The 15142-nt window shown below is 67.4% G+C and carries 14 protein-coding genes; 5 read left to right on the forward strand and 9 right to left on the reverse strand.

The window, feature by feature from the left end; genetic code table 11:
* Nucleotides 1-31: 31 nt before the first annotated feature.
* The 5 genes from pcaF to paaF form a co-directional block, all read right to left on the reverse strand.
* Nucleotides 32-1237, reverse strand: a complete 1206-nt coding sequence (pcaF, locus tag NHL60_RS00340) for a 3-oxoadipyl-CoA thiolase (RefSeq protein ID WP_253447469.1) — start codon at nt 1235-1237, stop codon at nt 32-34.
* Nucleotides 1234-1701, reverse strand: a complete 468-nt coding sequence (gene paaI / locus NHL60_RS00345) for a hydroxyphenylacetyl-CoA thioesterase PaaI (RefSeq protein ID WP_253447472.1) — start codon at nt 1699-1701, stop codon at nt 1234-1236. The genes pcaF and paaI overlap by 4 nt, the downstream gene beginning before the upstream one ends.
* A complete protein-coding gene (paaH, locus tag NHL60_RS00350) occupies nt 1694-3223 on the reverse strand; it encodes a 3-hydroxyacyl-CoA dehydrogenase PaaH (protein WP_253447475.1) in 1530 nt (509 codons plus the stop codon). Before paaH ends, paaI begins: the two co-directional genes overlap by 8 nt.
* Nucleotides 3224-3307: 84 nt before the next feature.
* On the reverse strand, nt 3308-4099 hold the full coding sequence (gene paaG / locus NHL60_RS00355; protein WP_253447478.1) for a 2-(1,2-epoxy-1,2-dihydrophenyl)acetyl-CoA isomerase PaaG: 792 nt from the start codon (nt 4097-4099) through the stop codon (nt 3308-3310).
* A 17-nt stretch (nt 4100-4116) separates the two neighbouring features.
* Nucleotides 4117-4890, reverse strand: coding sequence for a 2,3-dehydroadipyl-CoA hydratase PaaF (gene paaF / locus NHL60_RS00360; RefSeq protein WP_253447481.1), 774 nt, complete (start codon nt 4888-4890; stop codon nt 4117-4119).
* A 372-nt stretch (nt 4891-5262) separates the two neighbouring features.
* On the opposite strand from paaF, the gene paaN reads away from it, so the two are divergent.
* The 3 genes from paaN to NHL60_RS00375 are packed head-to-tail and all read left to right on the forward strand — an operon-like array spanning nt 5263 to nt 8348.
* A complete protein-coding gene (paaN, locus tag NHL60_RS00365) occupies nt 5263-6939 on the forward strand; it encodes a phenylacetic acid degradation protein PaaN (RefSeq protein WP_253447484.1) in 1677 nt (558 codons plus the stop codon).
* Nucleotides 6940-6951: 12 nt separating this feature from the next.
* Nucleotides 6952-7566: a phenylacetic acid degradation protein PaaY gene (gene paaY, locus NHL60_RS00370; RefSeq protein WP_253447486.1), complete on the forward strand. Its 615-nt coding sequence runs from the start codon at nt 6952-6954 to the stop codon at nt 7564-7566.
* Nucleotides 7563-8348, forward strand: coding sequence for an enoyl-CoA hydratase-related protein (locus NHL60_RS00375; protein ID WP_253447489.1), 786 nt, complete (start codon nt 7563-7565; stop codon nt 8346-8348). Before paaY ends, NHL60_RS00375 begins: the two co-directional genes overlap by 4 nt.
* A 109-nt stretch (nt 8349-8457) precedes the next feature.
* Here the strand turns inward: NHL60_RS00375 and paaX are convergent, their stop codons facing one another.
* The 4 genes from paaX to NHL60_RS00395 all read right to left on the reverse strand — a co-directional run bounded on the left by paaX (nt 8458) and on the right by NHL60_RS00395 (nt 12257).
* Nucleotides 8458-9384 carry a phenylacetic acid degradation operon negative regulatory protein PaaX gene (gene paaX / locus NHL60_RS00380; protein WP_253447492.1) on the reverse strand — a complete coding sequence of 309 codons (927 nt, stop codon included), beginning with the start codon at nt 9382-9384 and terminating at the stop codon, nt 8458-8460.
* Nucleotides 9385-9523: 139 nt separating this feature from the next.
* A complete protein-coding gene (locus tag NHL60_RS00385; RefSeq protein WP_253447495.1) occupies nt 9524-10348 on the reverse strand; it encodes an IclR family transcriptional regulator C-terminal domain-containing protein in 825 nt (274 codons plus the stop codon).
* Between the two features lie 110 nt (nt 10349-10458).
* Nucleotides 10459-11244: an enoyl-CoA hydratase gene (locus NHL60_RS00390; RefSeq protein ID WP_253447498.1), complete on the reverse strand. Its 786-nt coding sequence runs from the start codon at nt 11242-11244 to the stop codon at nt 10459-10461.
* Between the two features lie 83 nt (nt 11245-11327).
* Nucleotides 11328-12257 carry a DMT family transporter gene (locus NHL60_RS00395; RefSeq protein WP_253447501.1) on the reverse strand — a complete coding sequence of 310 codons (930 nt, stop codon included), beginning with the start codon at nt 12255-12257 and terminating at the stop codon, nt 11328-11330.
* A 105-nt stretch (nt 12258-12362) separates the two neighbouring features.
* Between NHL60_RS00395 and NHL60_RS00400 the strand changes: the two genes are divergently transcribed.
* Together NHL60_RS00400 and catA are read left to right on the forward strand one after the other, a co-directional pair.
* Nucleotides 12363-13537 (forward strand): IS3 family transposase gene (locus tag NHL60_RS00400; RefSeq protein WP_253446617.1). Its coding sequence is split into 2 segments (ribosomal slippage): nt 12363-12618 and nt 12618-13537, totalling 1176 coding nucleotides; the frame shifts between segments, so codons are not numbered across the junction.
* 613 nt (nt 13538-14150) lie between these two features.
* Nucleotides 14151-15122, forward strand: coding sequence for a catechol 1,2-dioxygenase (gene catA, locus NHL60_RS00405; protein WP_253447503.1), 972 nt, complete (start codon nt 14151-14153; stop codon nt 15120-15122).
* The last annotated feature ends 20 nt before the right edge of the window (nt 15123-15142 follow it).

The following is a 15142-nucleotide window of genomic DNA, read 5'->3' on the forward strand; positions in this document are numbered from 1 at the left end:
CTCCGGTCGCAGGGGGTTGTCGCGCGCTGTCTCAGAGGCGCTCGATGATCAGGGCGATGCCCTGACCCACGCCGATGCACATGGTGCACAGCGCGTAGCGTCCCTGCCGGCGTTCCAGTTCATGCAGGGCGGTGGTCACCAGGCGGGCACCGCTCATGCCGAGCGGGTGGCCGAGGGCGATGGCGCCGCCGTTGGGGTTGACGTGCTCGGCGTCGTCGGCCAGGCCGAGGTCGCGGGTCACGGCCAGCGCCTGGGCGGCAAAGGCCTCGTTGAGCTCGATCACATCCATCTGTTCGAGGGTCAGGCCGGTCTGTTCGAGCACCTTGCGGCTGGCCGGGGCCGGGCCGAAGCCCATGATGCGCGGCTCGACGCCGGCGGTGGCCATGCCGATCACCCGTGCCCGGGCCTTGAGGCCGTAGCGCTCGGCCGCCTCCGGCGAGGCGAGCAGCAGGGCGCAGGCGCCGTCGTTGACCCCTGAGGCGTTGCCGGCGGTGACGCTGCCGCCTTCGCGGAAGGGCGTGGGCAGCTTGGCCAGCTGCTCCAGGGTGGTGGAGGCGCGGGGGTGTTCGTCGGTGTCGACCACCAGCGGCTCCTGCTTGCGGCGCGGCACCTCGACGGGGACGATCTCCTCGGCCAGGCGGCCCGCCTCCATGGCGGCGGCGGTGCGCTGCTGGCTGCGCAGGGCGAAGGCGTCCTGGTCCTCGCGGGAGATGTTGAACTGCGCGGCGACGTTCTCGGCGGTCTCCGGCATGGAGTCGACGCCGAACTGGGCCTTCATCTGGCGGTTGACGAAGCGCCAGCCGATGGTGGTGTCGAAGATCTCGGCGCTGCGCGAGAAGGCCTGCTCGGCCTTGCCCATCACGAAGGGTGCCCGGGACATGGACTCGACGCCGCCGGCGATCATCAGCCCCGCCTCGCCCGCCTTGATGGTGCGGGCGGCGTTGCCCACGGCGTCCATGCCGGAACCGCACAGGCGGTTGAGGGTGGTGCCGGGCACTTCGACCGGCAGGCCGGCCAGCAGCGCGGACATGCGCGCCACGTTGCGGTTGTCCTCGCCGGCCTGGTTGGCGCAGCCGTAGAAGATGTCGTCGATGCGGGTCCAGTCTACCGAGGGGTTGCGCGCCATCAGGGCGCGCAGCGGCACGGCGCCCAGGTCGTCGGCGCGCACCGGGGAGAGGGCGCCGCCGTAGCGGCCGATGGGGGTGCGGATGGCGTCGATAATCAGTGCGTCTTTCATGCTTGGCTCTCTGCGGCAGTCTCTTCCAGGCGGCGAACGGTGCCGCGGATCTTGTAGGAGCGCCCGCGGAACAGGGCGACCTCGTCGCCGTGCTGGTTGCGCACGGTGATGTCGTAGATGCCGGTGCGGCCCCGGCGGCTGCGCTCCTCGGCGGTGGCGGTGAGCACGTCGCCGAGCTGGCCCGGGCCCAGGTAGTCGATGCTGCAGCCCGAGCCCACGGTGGCCTCGTCGTAGGTGTTGCAGGCGAAGGCGAAGGCGGAGTCCGCCAGGGCGAAGATGAAACCGCCGTGGCAGTTGCCGTGACCCTGCACCATGTCCTCGCGCACCGTCATGGTGAGCACGGCGCGACCCGGGGCCACGCTCTCGATGCGCATGCCCAGGTTCTGGCTGGCGGTGTCCCGGGCGAACATGGACTCGGCGCAGGCCTCGGCCAGCTGCTGGGGAGTCAGCTCGCGATCAGACATGGAAGGTCTCCTCGGCCAGGGCCTTGCGGCGCAGCAGGAAGGAGGTGCGGTAGCGCTCCTCGCCGTAGCTCTGCTGCAGGTGAGTCAGGGTGCGGTGGACGAAGGCCAGGCCCAGGGCGTCGGCCCAGGCCAGGGGGCCGCGGGGGTAGTTGACGCCGGCCTGCATGGCGAGATCGCCGTCCCGGGCGCTGCACACGCCCTGGAGCACGGCGTCGGCGGCCTCGTTGGCCAGCATGGCCACGGTGCGCAGCACCGCGAGTCCCGGGGTATCGGTGAGCCAGGCGGCGTCCAGGCCCAGGCGCTGGAAGAGCGCTGTGGCCTGATCGCGAGCCTCGGCGTCGACGCCGGGGCTCGCCGCCAGGGCGATGCCGCTGGCGGTCTCGTAATCCAGGCAGAGGTCGAAGAGCACCAGGGCCTCGAGGCCCTCGTCCCGGGCGCGCTCGGCCGCGCAGCGGCCGTCGCTGAGCGTCAGGGTCAGGCCGCCCAGGCGCAGGCGCGACTCGCCGGAGATGCTCTCCCGGCGCACCACCTCGAGGCCGGCCGCTTCGGCGCGGGCCACCAGGGGGGCGATGACGCCGAGCTGGCCCTCGGCCACCAGGGGCGGCAGGGCCGCGTCGGCGGCGGGGGCGAAGTCGGGCGAAACGGGCTCAGCCCCGTCGCGATAGTCGTAGAAGCCCTGGCCGCTCTTGCGGCCCAGGCGGCCGGCCTCCACCAGCGCCAGCTGCACCAGGGAGGGCTCGAAGCGGGTGTCGCCGTAGTAGGCGTCGAACACCGAGCGGGTCACGGCGTAGTTGACGTCGTGGCCGATCAGATCCATCAGCTCGAAGGGGCCCATGCGAAAGCCGCCGGCCTGGCGCAGCAGGGCGTCCAGAGTAGCGGGGGTGGCGGCGCCCTCCTGCATCAGACGCAGCCCCTCGGCGTAGAAGGGGCGGGCGACGCGGTTGACGATAAAGCCCGGCGTGGAGCTGGCGTGAACCGGCACCTTGCCCCAGGCCGCGGCGGTGGCGTAGAGGGTCTCGGCCACCTCGGCGTCGGTGGCCAGGCCCGAGATCACCTCCACCAGCTTCATCACCGGCGCGGGGTTGAAGAAGTGCAGGCCGGCGACGCGCTCGGGGCGCTCGAGGCCGGCGGCGATGGAGGTGATGGAGAGCGACGAGGTGTTGCTGGTAAGCAGGGTGTCGGGCCCGCAGAGGGATTCCAGCTCGGCGAAGACGCCGCGCTTGACCTCCAGGTTCTCGACGATGGCCTCCACCACCAGGCGGCTGTCAGCAAGCTCCGCCAGGGTGGCGGCCGGGGTCATGCGGCTGACGATGGCGTCGACCTCCGTCTGGGCCATCTTGCCGCGGGCCACGCGCTTCTCGAGCTGGCGGCGCACGCCGTCGATGCCGGCCTGGGCGGCGCCTTCACGGTTGTCGTAGAGACGCACCGGGTGGCCGGCCTGGGCCGCCACCTGGGCGATGCCGGCGCCCATGGCGCCGGCGCCGATTACGGCGATGATATCGCTGGTTGCGAGGGCGGGCATCTCACTCCCCCTTGAAGCTGGTGTGTGAAGAGCGTTTTTCCATCCGCGCACCAAGCGCGTGAGCCGTCGTCAGGACGAGCATGGTCACTCTCCCTTGAAGCTTGGCTTGCGTTTTTCCATGAAGGCGGCCACGCCTTCGCGGTAGTCGTCGGTGCGGCCGGCCAGACGCTGCAGGTCGCGCTCCAGGTCGAGCTGGGCGTCGAAGTCGTTGTCGGCGCTGGCGTGCAGGGCGCGCTTGATCAGCGCCAGGCCCCGGGTCGGCTGGGTGGCCAGATGGCGGGCCAGGGTCAGCGCTTCGTCCTGCAGGGACTCGTCGTCCACCACCTTCCAGATCATGCCCCACTGCTCGGCCTGCTCGGCGCTGAGCTTGTCACCCAGCATCGCCAGCCCTTTGGCCCGGGCCATGCCCACCAGGCGCGGGAGGCTCCAGGTGCCGCCGGAGTCCGGCACCAGGCCGATCTTGCAGAAGGCCTGGATGAAACTGGCCGAGCGGGCGGCCAGCACGATGTCGCAGGCCATGGCGATATTGGCGCCGGCGCCGGCGGCCACGCCGTTCACCGCGCAGACGGTGGGGAAGGGCAGGTCGCGCAGGGCGCGCAGCATGGGGTTGTAGCGCTTCTCCAGGGACTCGCCCAGGTCCGGCGCCTCGGCGCCGGGGGCCACGTTGCGGTCGGAAAGGTCCTGGCCGGCGCAGAAGCCGCGGCCGTTGCCGGTCAGCAGCAGGGCGCGCACGCTCTTGTCCTGGCGCACGGCCTTGAGGGCCTGGCGCATCTCGGCGTGCAGTTCGGCATTGAAACTGTTGAGGCTGTCGGGGCGGTTCAGCGTGAGGCGGGCGACGCCGTCTTCCACGGTATAGAGCAGGGGCGCTTCACTCATGATCGGTTTCCTGTGTATCAGTGGCCGCTGAAGGTGGCGGGGCGTTTTTCCTGGAAGGCGCGGATGCCCTCCTCGCGATCCCTGGTGCCGGCCAGTAGCGTGAAGGCGTGGCGTTCGAAGCGCAGGCCGGTGGCCAGGTCGGTGTCCTCGGCCTTGTGCAGCGCCTCCCGGGCCAGGCGCACGGCCAGCGGCGCCTTGGTGGCGATGGTCTCGGCCACGGCGACGGCGCGCTCCAGGGTCAGCTCGGGCTGGGTGATCTCGCTGATCAGGCCGGCCTCCAGGGCGCGGCGGGCGGAGATCGGCTCGCCGGTGAGCACCATCTGGGTGGCCAGCGCCTTGCCCACGGCGCGCACCAGGCGCTGGGTACCGCCGGCGCCGGGCATGATGCCGAGGTTGATCTCGGGCTGACCGAAGCGGGCGTCTTCGCCTGCGATCAGGATGTCGGCGTGCATGGCGAGCTCGCAGCCGCCGCCCAGGCAGAAGCCGTTGACGGCGGCGACGATGGGCTTGTTGAAGCGGGCGATGGTGGCCCAGTGGCGCTGGCGGGGATCCTCGAGAATGCCCACCAGGTCGCGCTCGGCCATCTCCTTGATGTCGGCCCCGGCGGCGAAGGCGCGCTGGCTGCCGGTGATCACCACGGCGCGGACCTGGTTGTCGTCCTGGGCGCCGGTCAGCGTCTCGGCCAGCTCGCCGAGGAGAGCCGTGTTGAGAGCATTGAGCGCCTCTGGGCGGTGCAGCGTGATCCGTAGCACGCCCCGCTCGGGCCCTTCGATGATCAGGTGGTTCGGCATGGTGTCCTCGTCTCGGGCATGGCGTTGGCACAAGATTGTGGGGCGAGTATAGATTTTTTTTGATACGCATCAAATTGCTGTTATACGATTTGGTGTATCGTGTTTTATCGGCGCATCGCGTGTTTTTCTTCAATTTCAGAGTCTTGTGGCCACGTACCGCTTGGCACGTCGGCCGAATTAGACCATGGTCGAAATAACGCCGTGCTGCGCTGGATTTTCTCAATAAATCCATGTTTTTGATGGGATTTTTCGCGCCTGCTGGCGAGCCGGTCGCGGTGCCTCGCGGGCGGGCTGTTTGATGTTTCGTTACGCTATGGATAGTCTTCCGTGCTATCCCGTATCGAATACAGCCGCTCATTGCAGGAGCCACTCATGTCTCAGCAAGCCCAGCAGATGCTCGACCGTCATCGCGAGACCCTGGACCAGGCCGTGGAGGCCATCACCAGCCGGGGGTTCTGGACGCCCTACCCGGAAAACATCAAGAAGTATCCGGAAGAGGCGGTGAAGGGCGCGCCCGAGCGCTTCAAGGCGATGCTCGAGCAGCACTACGCCCTGAAGGTGCCGGCGGTGGCCGGCCAGGTGGGCGGTGAGGTATCTCCCTACGGCTTCGAGCTGGGAGTCACCTACGACCAGCCCGAACAGGGCGCGCTGATCGACGCCATGCAGGCCGCCATGCCGGCCTGGCGCGACGCCGGCGCCGAGGCGCGGGTGGGGGTGTGCCTGGAGATCCTGGCGCGTCTCAACGCCATGAGCCCGGACATCGCCCAGGCGGTGAGCCACACCAGCGGCCAGGCGCCGATGATGGCCTTCCAGGCCGGTGGCCCCCACGCCCAGGATCGCGGCCTCGAAGCCGTGACCTACGCCTGGCAGGCGATGTCCCAGGTGCCGGCCACCGCCAAGTGGGTCAAGCCCCAGGGCAAGCACGATCCTCTGGTGCTCGACAAGCGCTACCACATCGTCCCCCGCGGCATCTCCCTGGTCGTGGCCTGCTCCACCTTCCCCACCTGGAATACCTACCCGGGCCTGTTCGCTAGCCTGGCCACCGGCAACCCGGTGATCCTCAAGCCGCACCCGGCCGCCATCCTGCCGGTGGCCATGACCGCCCGCGTCGCCCAGGAGGTGCTGGAGGAGGCCGGCTTCGATCCCTGCCTGGTCAGCCTGGTGCCCGATACCGCCGAGGCTCCGGTGACCAAGGAGCTTGCCCTGGATCCGGCCGTGAAGCTGATCGACTTCACCGGCTCCAACGCCTTTGGCGAGTGGCTCGAGCAGAACGCCACCCAGGCCCAGGTCTTTACCGAGAAGGCCGGCATCAACACCGTGATCATCGACAGCGTCGAGCAGATCAAGCCGGTGGCCCAGAACCTGGCCTTCACCCTGAGCCTCTACTCCGGTCAGATGTGCACCACCACCCAGGCGATCTATGTGCCCAAGGAGGGCATCAAGACCGCCGACGGCCAGCTCTCCTTCGACGAGGTGGCAGGCACCCTGGCCAAGGCCGTCGAGAAGTTCCTCTCCGATAACGACCGCGCCTGCGCCGTGCTGGGGGCCATCCAGTCGCCGGCTACCGCCGCCCGCATCGACGAGTGCCGCGGCCTGGGCGAGGTGCTGCTGGACAGCGAGCCCCGCGAGCACGCCCAGTTCCCGGGCGCGCGGGTGCACACTCCTCTGCTGCTCAAGGTGGACGCCGGCCAGCGCGACGCCTTCAGCGAAGAGCGTTTCGGCCCGATCAGCTTCGTGATCGCCACCGACAGCACCGCCCACAGCATCGAGCTGGCCCGCGAAGTGATCGGTGAGAAAGGCGCCATCACCCTCGGCGCCTACACCACCGACGATAGCGTGGCCGAGCAGTTCGAGGAGCTGGCCATGGAGGTGGCGGCCCCGCTGTCGCTCAATCTGGACGGCGGTGTCTTCGTCAACCAGTCCGCGGCCTACAGCGACTTCCACGCCACCGGCGGCAACCCGGCGGCCAACGCCTCCCTGTGCGACCAGTCCTTCGTGACCCGTCGCTTCGTGGTGGTGCAGAGCCGTCGCCACGGCAAGCTGGACTGAGGGAGGCTCGCCATGCCCTGCTATCGACTCGAGGGAGTCACGCCGGTGGTGCACCCCACCGCCTATGTGCACCCCACCGCGGTGCTGATCGGCGACGTCATCGTCGGCCCGGGCTGCTACGTGGGACCCGGCGCGGTGATGCGCGGCGACTTCGGCCAGCTGGTGCTGGAGGAGGGGGCCAACCTTCAGGACACCTGCGTGATGCACGGCTTCCCCGGCTGCGTCACCCGGGTGGAAAAGGATGGCCATATCGGCCACGGTGCCGTCCTGCACGGCTGCGTGGTGGGGCAGGACGCCATGGTGGGCATGAACGCCGTGGTGATGGACTACGCCGTGATCGGCGCGCGCTCCATCGTTGCCGCGGCGGCCTTCGTTAAGACCGGCTTCGAGTGCCCGCCCCAGTCCCTGGTGATGGGCGCGCCGGCCAAGGTCAAGCGCGAGCTCTCCGACCAGGAGGTGGCCTGGAAGCAGCAGGGCACCCGGGAGTATCAGCGCCTGACCGAGCGCTGCCGAGACAGCCTGGAGCCCTGTGAGCCGCTGACGGAGCTGGATGCCGACCGGCCGCAGCTGAACGCCGGTGACACCCAGCCCAAGCAGCAGACCCTTGCCAAGGAGCAGTCGTCATGAGCCAGGAGATGATCCGGGTCGAGACCCATGAGGCGGTGGGCGTGATCCGTCTCGACCGCCCCCAGGCCTACAACGCCCTGTGCGCCAGGCTGGTCACCGAGATGGCCGATGCGCTGAGCGCCTTCGAGGCCGACGAGGCCATCGGCGCCATCGTGATCACCGGCGGCGAGAAGGTGTTCGCCGCCGGGGCCGATATCGGCGAGATGCTCGATCGCACCCATGCCGATCTCTTCGCCGAAGACTTTCCCAACACGGCCGGCCAGGCCTGGGAGCGCCTGGCGCGCTGCCGCAAGCCGGTGATCGCCGCGGTCTCGGGCTTTGCCCTGGGCGGCGGCTGCGAGCTGGCCATGGCCTGCGATACCATCATCGCCAGCGACACGGCGAAGTTCGGCCAGCCCGAGGTGAAGATCGGCACCATGCCCGGCGCCGGCGGCACCCAGCGCCTGGTGCGCGCCGTGGGCAAGGCCAAGGCCATGGAGCTCTGCCTGACCGGCCGCATGATGGACGCCGAGGAGGCCGAGCGCGCAGGCCTGGTGTGCCGAGTGGTGCCGGTGGCGTCCCTGGAGGAGGAGGCCCTGGCCCTGGCGGCCACCATCGCCTCTCACTCCCGGCCGGTGGTGCAGATGATCCGCGAATCCGTAGATCAGGCCTTCGAGCTGAACCTCCAGTCCGGCCTGCTCTTCGAGCGCCGCGCCTTCCAGAGCACCTTCGGCTTCGAGGATCGCCGGGAGGGCATGGAGGCCTTCGCCGAGAAGCGAAAGCCGCAGTTCCGGCACAAGTAGCCGCCGACCGGTAACGGTTGGCGCTGCCAAGACGGCGCTTACAACCTAAACGCCCCCTGCCATGAGCCATGGCAGGGGGCGTTTGCGTAGCGGCGCTGGGGGGCTGGTGCTACTCCAGCCCGCCGAAGCGCTGGTAGAAGCTGGGGCCGGGAGCGGGCAGCGGGCCCTCGGCGGTCTCCAGGTGGCGGTCCAGCCAGTCCTCGGCGCGGCGGTAGATCATGCGGTAGATGTTGCGGCAGAGCTGGTGGGCGTTGCGCCCCTCCCAGGCGGTGGGCAGCAGCTCGTCGGGGAGCTGGGGGTCGCGCAGCTGCACCCGGCGATACTCGTGGATCAGCAGGGTGCGGGCGATGAAGCAGGCCTCCTCGTCCAGGTGGTTCTCTTCGTTGAGGGCCTTCCACAGCGGGCGGAAGAGGGTCAGGAAGCGCTGATAGTGCTCGGCCAGGTCGTCGAGGTTCCAGCTGTCGCGCACCTGCAGACGCAGGGGCTTGCTGGCCAGGGGCTCCAGGGCCTTGGTCTGCATGACGATGGTCTCGTCGGCGGCACCCAGCTCCTGAAGGGCGGCCATGGCCTCGCTGCGGTTGAGCGTGGGGTGGGCCAGCAGGCCGGGCACGAAGTGGCCGAAGCCCAGCCACTCGAGTTCGTCGCGCACCTTCTGACGGCGGGCGCTGTCGAGCTGGCTCAGCAGCACCAGGGTCCACTGGCCCGACCAGGGCGCCTGGGTGCCGTGGTAGACGCGCTTGAAGGCCTGTTCGAAGCGGCGTCGCCCCGGGCCGCTCAGGCTGTAGTAGCTGCGCCGACCGACCTTCTCGCCCTGTAGCCAGGTCTCCCGGGTCAGGCGGTAGACGGAGGTACGCACCAGCCGCTCGTTGATGCCGATAGGCTCGACCAGCTTCGAGAGGCTGCCCAGCCAGACGGTGCCGCCGCGGGGTACGATGGCATCCCCGTAGACGGTGATGATCAGCGAGCCGGCGCGGATAGGACGGCGCTGCTGGAAGTCATCGATAAGGGCGTTGACGCATTCGCGGGCGGAGGACATGTCGGGACTCGGAGGCTTTCCTGGTGTGGGGGCCCCGGGGCGGGGCGGCCGCGGCCACCGCGCGCCCACGAGGCGACGTTCGGTCGCATATGATACCCGCTTGAGCGCGCCAGTCGAACGCGATGTATCGGCTATTGACTCAGGCCCCGGGAGCGCGTCCGCCCAGCCGGGTGGTGATCTCGGCGGCGGTGTCGCGCACCAGCTCGCCCAGCTCCAGCAGGCGCGCCTCGGGAATGCGCGCCACGGGGCCGGAGACGGAGATGGCGGCCAGGGGGATGCCGTGCTCATCGTGGAGGCAGGCGGCCACGCAGTGCAGGCCGATGGCGTGCTCCTCGCGGTCGCAAGCGAAGCCCTGGCGGCGTATCTCGGCGAGCCCCTCGCGCAGCGTCTCTGGGGTGTGCAGGGTGTTCTCGGTCACCCGGGAGAGCCCCTGCTCGGCGAGGACGCGCTCGAGCTCGTCTTCCGGGAGCCAGGCCATCAGCGCCTTGCCGACGCCGGAGGCGTGCAGCGGCGCCCGGGAGCCGAGCCGGGTGATCATGCGCATCATCTGCGGCGACTCGCTCTGGGCCAGGAAGACCGCGGTGCCGTCGTCACGGATGCCCAGGTTGGCGGTCTCGCCGGTCAGGGCGGTGAGGCGGCGCAGGAAGGGGCGGCTGGTGCCCACGAAGTCCCGGGCCTCCAGGAAGCTGTTGCCGATGCGGAAGGTCTTGACGTCGATCTTCCAGACGCCGAGCTCGCTGTCCTGGGTCACGAAGCCCTGGCCCTGCAGCGCCTGGAGCAGGCGGTGGGTCGTCGAGGGGGCGAGCTCCGCCTGCTCGGCGAGCTCGGAGAGCGCCAGGCCCCCGGGGCTCGCCGAGAGGCGCTCGAGGAGGTTGAGCCCGCGCACCAGCGACTGGCTGTGGCCTCCGGTGGCCTTCCCTGATCCTGCGGGGCGTCCCGCCGTCCTGCGCCTGGTCTCGCTCACCCTCTCTCTCCTCATGCGGCGATGGTGCTACTGGCCACAGGATACCCTGTGGGCCGCCGGCTGTCGCGCCTGCGGAAATCACTTCCATTCTCTCCGTCAGGGGGGCCGGCCTAGCGATGGCGCCACTCGGGCGCGCGCTTCTCGATAAAGGCATCGATGCCCTCGCCGGCATCCTCCGCCATCATGTTGCAGGCCATCACCTCGCCGGCGAAGGCGTAGGCCTCGTCCAGGGGCATCTGCAGTTGGCGCTGGAACATCCCCTTGCCGGTGCGCACCGCCACCGCGCTCTTGGCGCAGAGGCTGGCGGTGAGCTCGCCCACGGCCTCATCCAGGGCGTCGTCATCGGCCACGCGATTGATCAGCCCCCAGTCGCAGGCGGTCTCGGCGTCGATGAACTCGCCGGTGAGCAGCATCTCCATGGCGCGCTTGCGGCTGACGTTGCGCGACAGCGCCACCGCCGGCGTGGAGCAGAAGAGCCCGGCGTTGATGCCGGAGACGGCGAAGCGTGCCGAGCGTGAGGCCACCGCGAGGTCGCAGCTGGCCACCAGCTGGCAGCCGGCGGCGGTGGCGATGCCCTGCACCCGGGCGATGACCGGCACCGGCAGCTCCACGATGGCCTGCATGACCCGGCCGCAGCGGGCGAAGAGCTCCTGGTAGTAGGCCTTGTCGGGGTTGGCGCGCATCTGCTTGAGGTCGTGGCCGGCGCAGAAGGCGCGCCCCTCGGCGCCGAGCACCACGCAGCGCACGCTGCCGTCGCTGGCGAGCCGGCCGAGCTCCTCCTTGAGGGCGGTCAGCACTTCCTCGGAGAGGGCGTTGAAGCTCCCCGGGCGGTTGAGGGTCAGGGTGGCCACGCCGCCCTCATCGCGGCGCAGCAGGGGTGGAGTCGAGTCGCTCATGGGGTATCTCCCTTCTTGTCGTGGCGTCCGAGTGGCGGATGGCGCCGACGAGCGTCAGCGGCTGGCATTGCATCAGCGCAAGCCTAGCGCGCCTTGCCCCGGCTGCGCACTTCGACCATGGGTGCCGGCTGCGCTGCCGCCTTGAGCCGCGTGAGGCGATCGCCGAAGAGGTAGGCGCCCAGCGCGACGAGAATCAGGGCGGCACCGGCCAGCATCGAGGCCGAAGGCTGCTCCTGGTTGAGCCACATGCCAAGCCCCAGGGCCAGCAGCGGAGTCATCAGGGTGACCAGGGCGACGGTAGCGGCGGGCAGCCGCGAGAGGATCAGGAAGTAGCAGAGAAAGCCCAAGAGGGAGCCGAAGAGTGCCAGGTAGAGCACGGCCCAGAGGCCGCGGGCGCTTAGCGGGACGTTGATAGGCTCGCCGCTGGCGAGCCACAGAATGATGAAGCAGGGCAGGCTCAGAGCCAGAGCGCCCAGGGTCTGCTCCAGCGGACCGAGCCCGGCGGCCACACGCTGCACGGCGATACCGCTGGCGCTGAACAGGGTCACCGCCGCCAGCATCATGCACAGGGCGGCTAGGGTGTCGTGGCCCAGCACCAGGCTGTCGGCGAATACCACCGCCAGGCCCATAACCCCCAGGGCGCAGCCCAGCCAGTGCCAGCGCCGCAGACGGGTGGCCCCCGGCAGCGCCTGAAGGATCAGCCCCGAGATAAGAGGCGCCATGCCGAACATCACCGAGAGCATCCCCGAGGGCAGGCTGAGCGAGGCGTGGTAGCTCAGCGCCATGGCGCCGAATACCCCGGGCACCGCCGCGGCATAGCTGGCCAGCGCCCGGCGGTCGCGGCGCACTGGGCGCCGCAGCGCGAGCAGGACCAGCAGCCCGGCCAGGAAGGCGATCAGCATGCGTAGCAGCACGCTGCCCACTGGCGCACCGGCCTCGGCGCTCCACTTGATGGCCAGCGGCGTGGAGGCCCACACCAGCACCACGATCAGATAGGCGGCTCCTGTTGGCATGCTGGAAGGCTCTCATGGAAATTTAGGTGAAATGTAGTGGCATAGTGAATCTGGCCACCTGATTTTGAGTGTATGATCACTCCCATGGATAGTCAGGTGCAGATGATGACGAAGAAGAGAACATTCAGCCCAGAGTTTCGTTTGGAGGCGGCCCAGCTCGTGGTCGATCAGGGTTACACGCTCAAGGCAGCGTGTGAGGCCATGGGTGTTGGCAAATCCACCATGGAATATTGGGTGCGCAGGTTGCGGGCTGAGCGGAAAGGCAAGGTACCGCTGAAAGGTGAAGCTATGACGCCGGAACAGCGTGAAATTCAGGAGCTGAAACGCAAGCTGCGTCGGGTGGAGGAAGAGAAGGAAATATTAAAAAAGGCTACTGCTCTCTTGATGTCGGACTCCCTGAGCAATTCTCGATAATCGAGCGACTTGAAGAGAGCTATGCGGTGCAGCACCTGTGTCAGGTGTTTGGGGTGCATCGCAGTAGCTACCGGGCCTGGCGTGACCGGGATAAAAGGCCCTGCGAGGCTGAGCAGAAGCTGCTGGACCAAGTTGTCGAAGCACATGCCGTCAGTAACGGTTCTGCCGGCGCTCGCAGCATTGCCAAAATGGTCACGCAAGCGGGTACGCCGCTGAGTCGTTACCGGGCCAGCAGGCGGATGAAGCAGCTGGGGCTGGTGAGCACGCAGCCGCCAAGCCATGCCTACAAGAAGGCTGATCAGCCGCATTTGGATATCCCGAACCTTCTCGATCGCAAGTTCGATGTCAAGGAGCCAAATCAGGTATGGAGCGGCGACATCACCTACATCTGGACAGGGGCTCGCTGGGCTTATCTTGCTGTGGTCATCGACTTGTATGCGCGTAAACCTGTAGGCTGGGCACTGTCGTTGTCTCCGAATACGGAACTGGTGAAGAAAGCGCTAACCATGGCCTATGAGTCGCGTGGAGAGCCATCGGGGCTCCTATTTCACTCAGACCAGGGCTGTCAGTATACCAGCCTGGCATTCCGACAGATGCTCTGGCGGTACCAGATGACCCAGAGTCTAAGTCGCCGCGGAAATTGCTGGGACAACGCCCCGACAGAGCGTTTTTTCAGGAGCTTCAAGTCGGAGTGGATGCCAGAGATTGGCTACTCTGATGTTGCCATGGCGAAGAAGTCGATCACTGACTATATGCTCGGTTACTACAGTAGCCTAAGGCCGCACAGGCATAACGATGGACTGCCGCCGAATGTGGCAGAAAAGAACTACTGGAATGCTCAAAAATCAGTGGCCAAAAACACTTGACCACTACAAAAGTGATTTTCTACACAATAGTTAGCACGCTCAATCGGAAGAGTCGATAGATGCTGTTTTTATGTAACCCGGCCGTCAGGTTTGCCACTGCCGATGTTGCTCTACTCGACGCTTCGGCCTGAAACTGCTTCTGTTTCTAGGTGGGTAGAATAGCCCCATCAGATGCAGTCGCCGCTGAGTAATCTGAGGGGTAAGGGGAGCAAAATGACGTGCACAAAGCACCCCTTTTCGAGGGTAGGCGACGATGAGGCCTCAAAGCTTCCATGTAGCCTTTCGTCGTATATGAGTGTTAAGGGGGGCCGCTGCCCAAACCCTTGCCATTAGAGAGGCTGGGCAGGAGCCTTTGGTATGACTGCGACAGGGTTGAAGGAGCTTTTAAACGATAGTCATTATCATTTTTGTGTTTTTTTAATAAAAACAAGGGGTTGTCAGGATGGATTCATCTCCAATAGGCTCCCTTATACCTTTTAGGGTATGGGAGGCGTTGGAATAAGTATTGGGAAGACGTCTCGCCACTGGCAAGAATGCTTGAAAGATCAAGTTTTGGGCCGAATCGAGAAGCTTGATCTGCTTTCATACCAACCACAAGAACGAGGAACGCGCTATGGCTAAAATTTTTGATACCCCTGAAGTTCAGGATTTCCTGAAGACGGTTGCCGGCTTCGATCAGGAGGGCGGCAACGACCGCGCCAAGCAGATCATGCACCGCCTGCTCTCCGACCTCTACAAGCTGATCGACGACTTCGATGTCACCCCCGAGGAGTACTGGTCGGCGGTCAACCTGCTCAACGCCCTGGGCAGCCAGACCCAGTTCGGCCTGCTCTCGCCGGGCCTGGGCTTCGACCACTACCTGGACATGCGCCGGGACGCCATCGACGCCGAGGCCAAGCGCACCGGTGGCACCCCGCGCACCATCGAGGGTCCGCTGTATGTCGCCGGCGCCCCGGAGGCCGAAGGCTTCGCGCGCATGGATGACGGCAGCGACCCGGATGCCGAGGTGATGTGGCTGACCGGCCAGGTGCGCGACGTGGACGGCAACCCGATCCCCGGCGCCAAGGTCGAGATCTGGCACTGCAACTCCAAGGGCGGCTACTCCTTCTTCGACAAGACCCAGAGCGAGTACAACATGCGCCGCACCATCTACGCGGACAGTGAAGGCCGCTACACCGCGCGCAGCATCATCCCGTCCGGCTACGGCGTGCCGGAAGGCGCCCCCACCGACGTGGTGCTGAAGTCCCTGGGCCGTCACGGCGAGCGTCCGGCGCATATCCACTACTTCATCTCCGCGCCGGGCCACCAGCACCTGACCACCCAGATCAACCTGGCGGGCGACCCCTACACCTTCGACGACTTCGCCTTCGCCACCCGCGAGGAGCTGGTGGTACCGGCCGAGCGCATTGAGGACGCGGGCGAGATCGCCAAGCGCGAGCTGGACGGTCCCTTCTCCGAGGTGGTGTTCGACATCGAGCTGGCCAAGACCGACAAGCCCGAGCTGCAGACCCGCCATGCCCGCCCCCGCGCCAAGGAAGACGAGCAGGACCAGGCCAGCCAGCTGGCCGGTACTGCCAAAGTTTGAACCCTTGCACTCTTATAGGG

Origin of the sequence: Halomonas sp. Y3, assembly GCF_024137965.1 — a bacterium.
Taxonomy (GTDB): Bacteria; Pseudomonadota; Gammaproteobacteria; order Pseudomonadales; family Halomonadaceae; genus Halomonas; species Halomonas mongoliensis.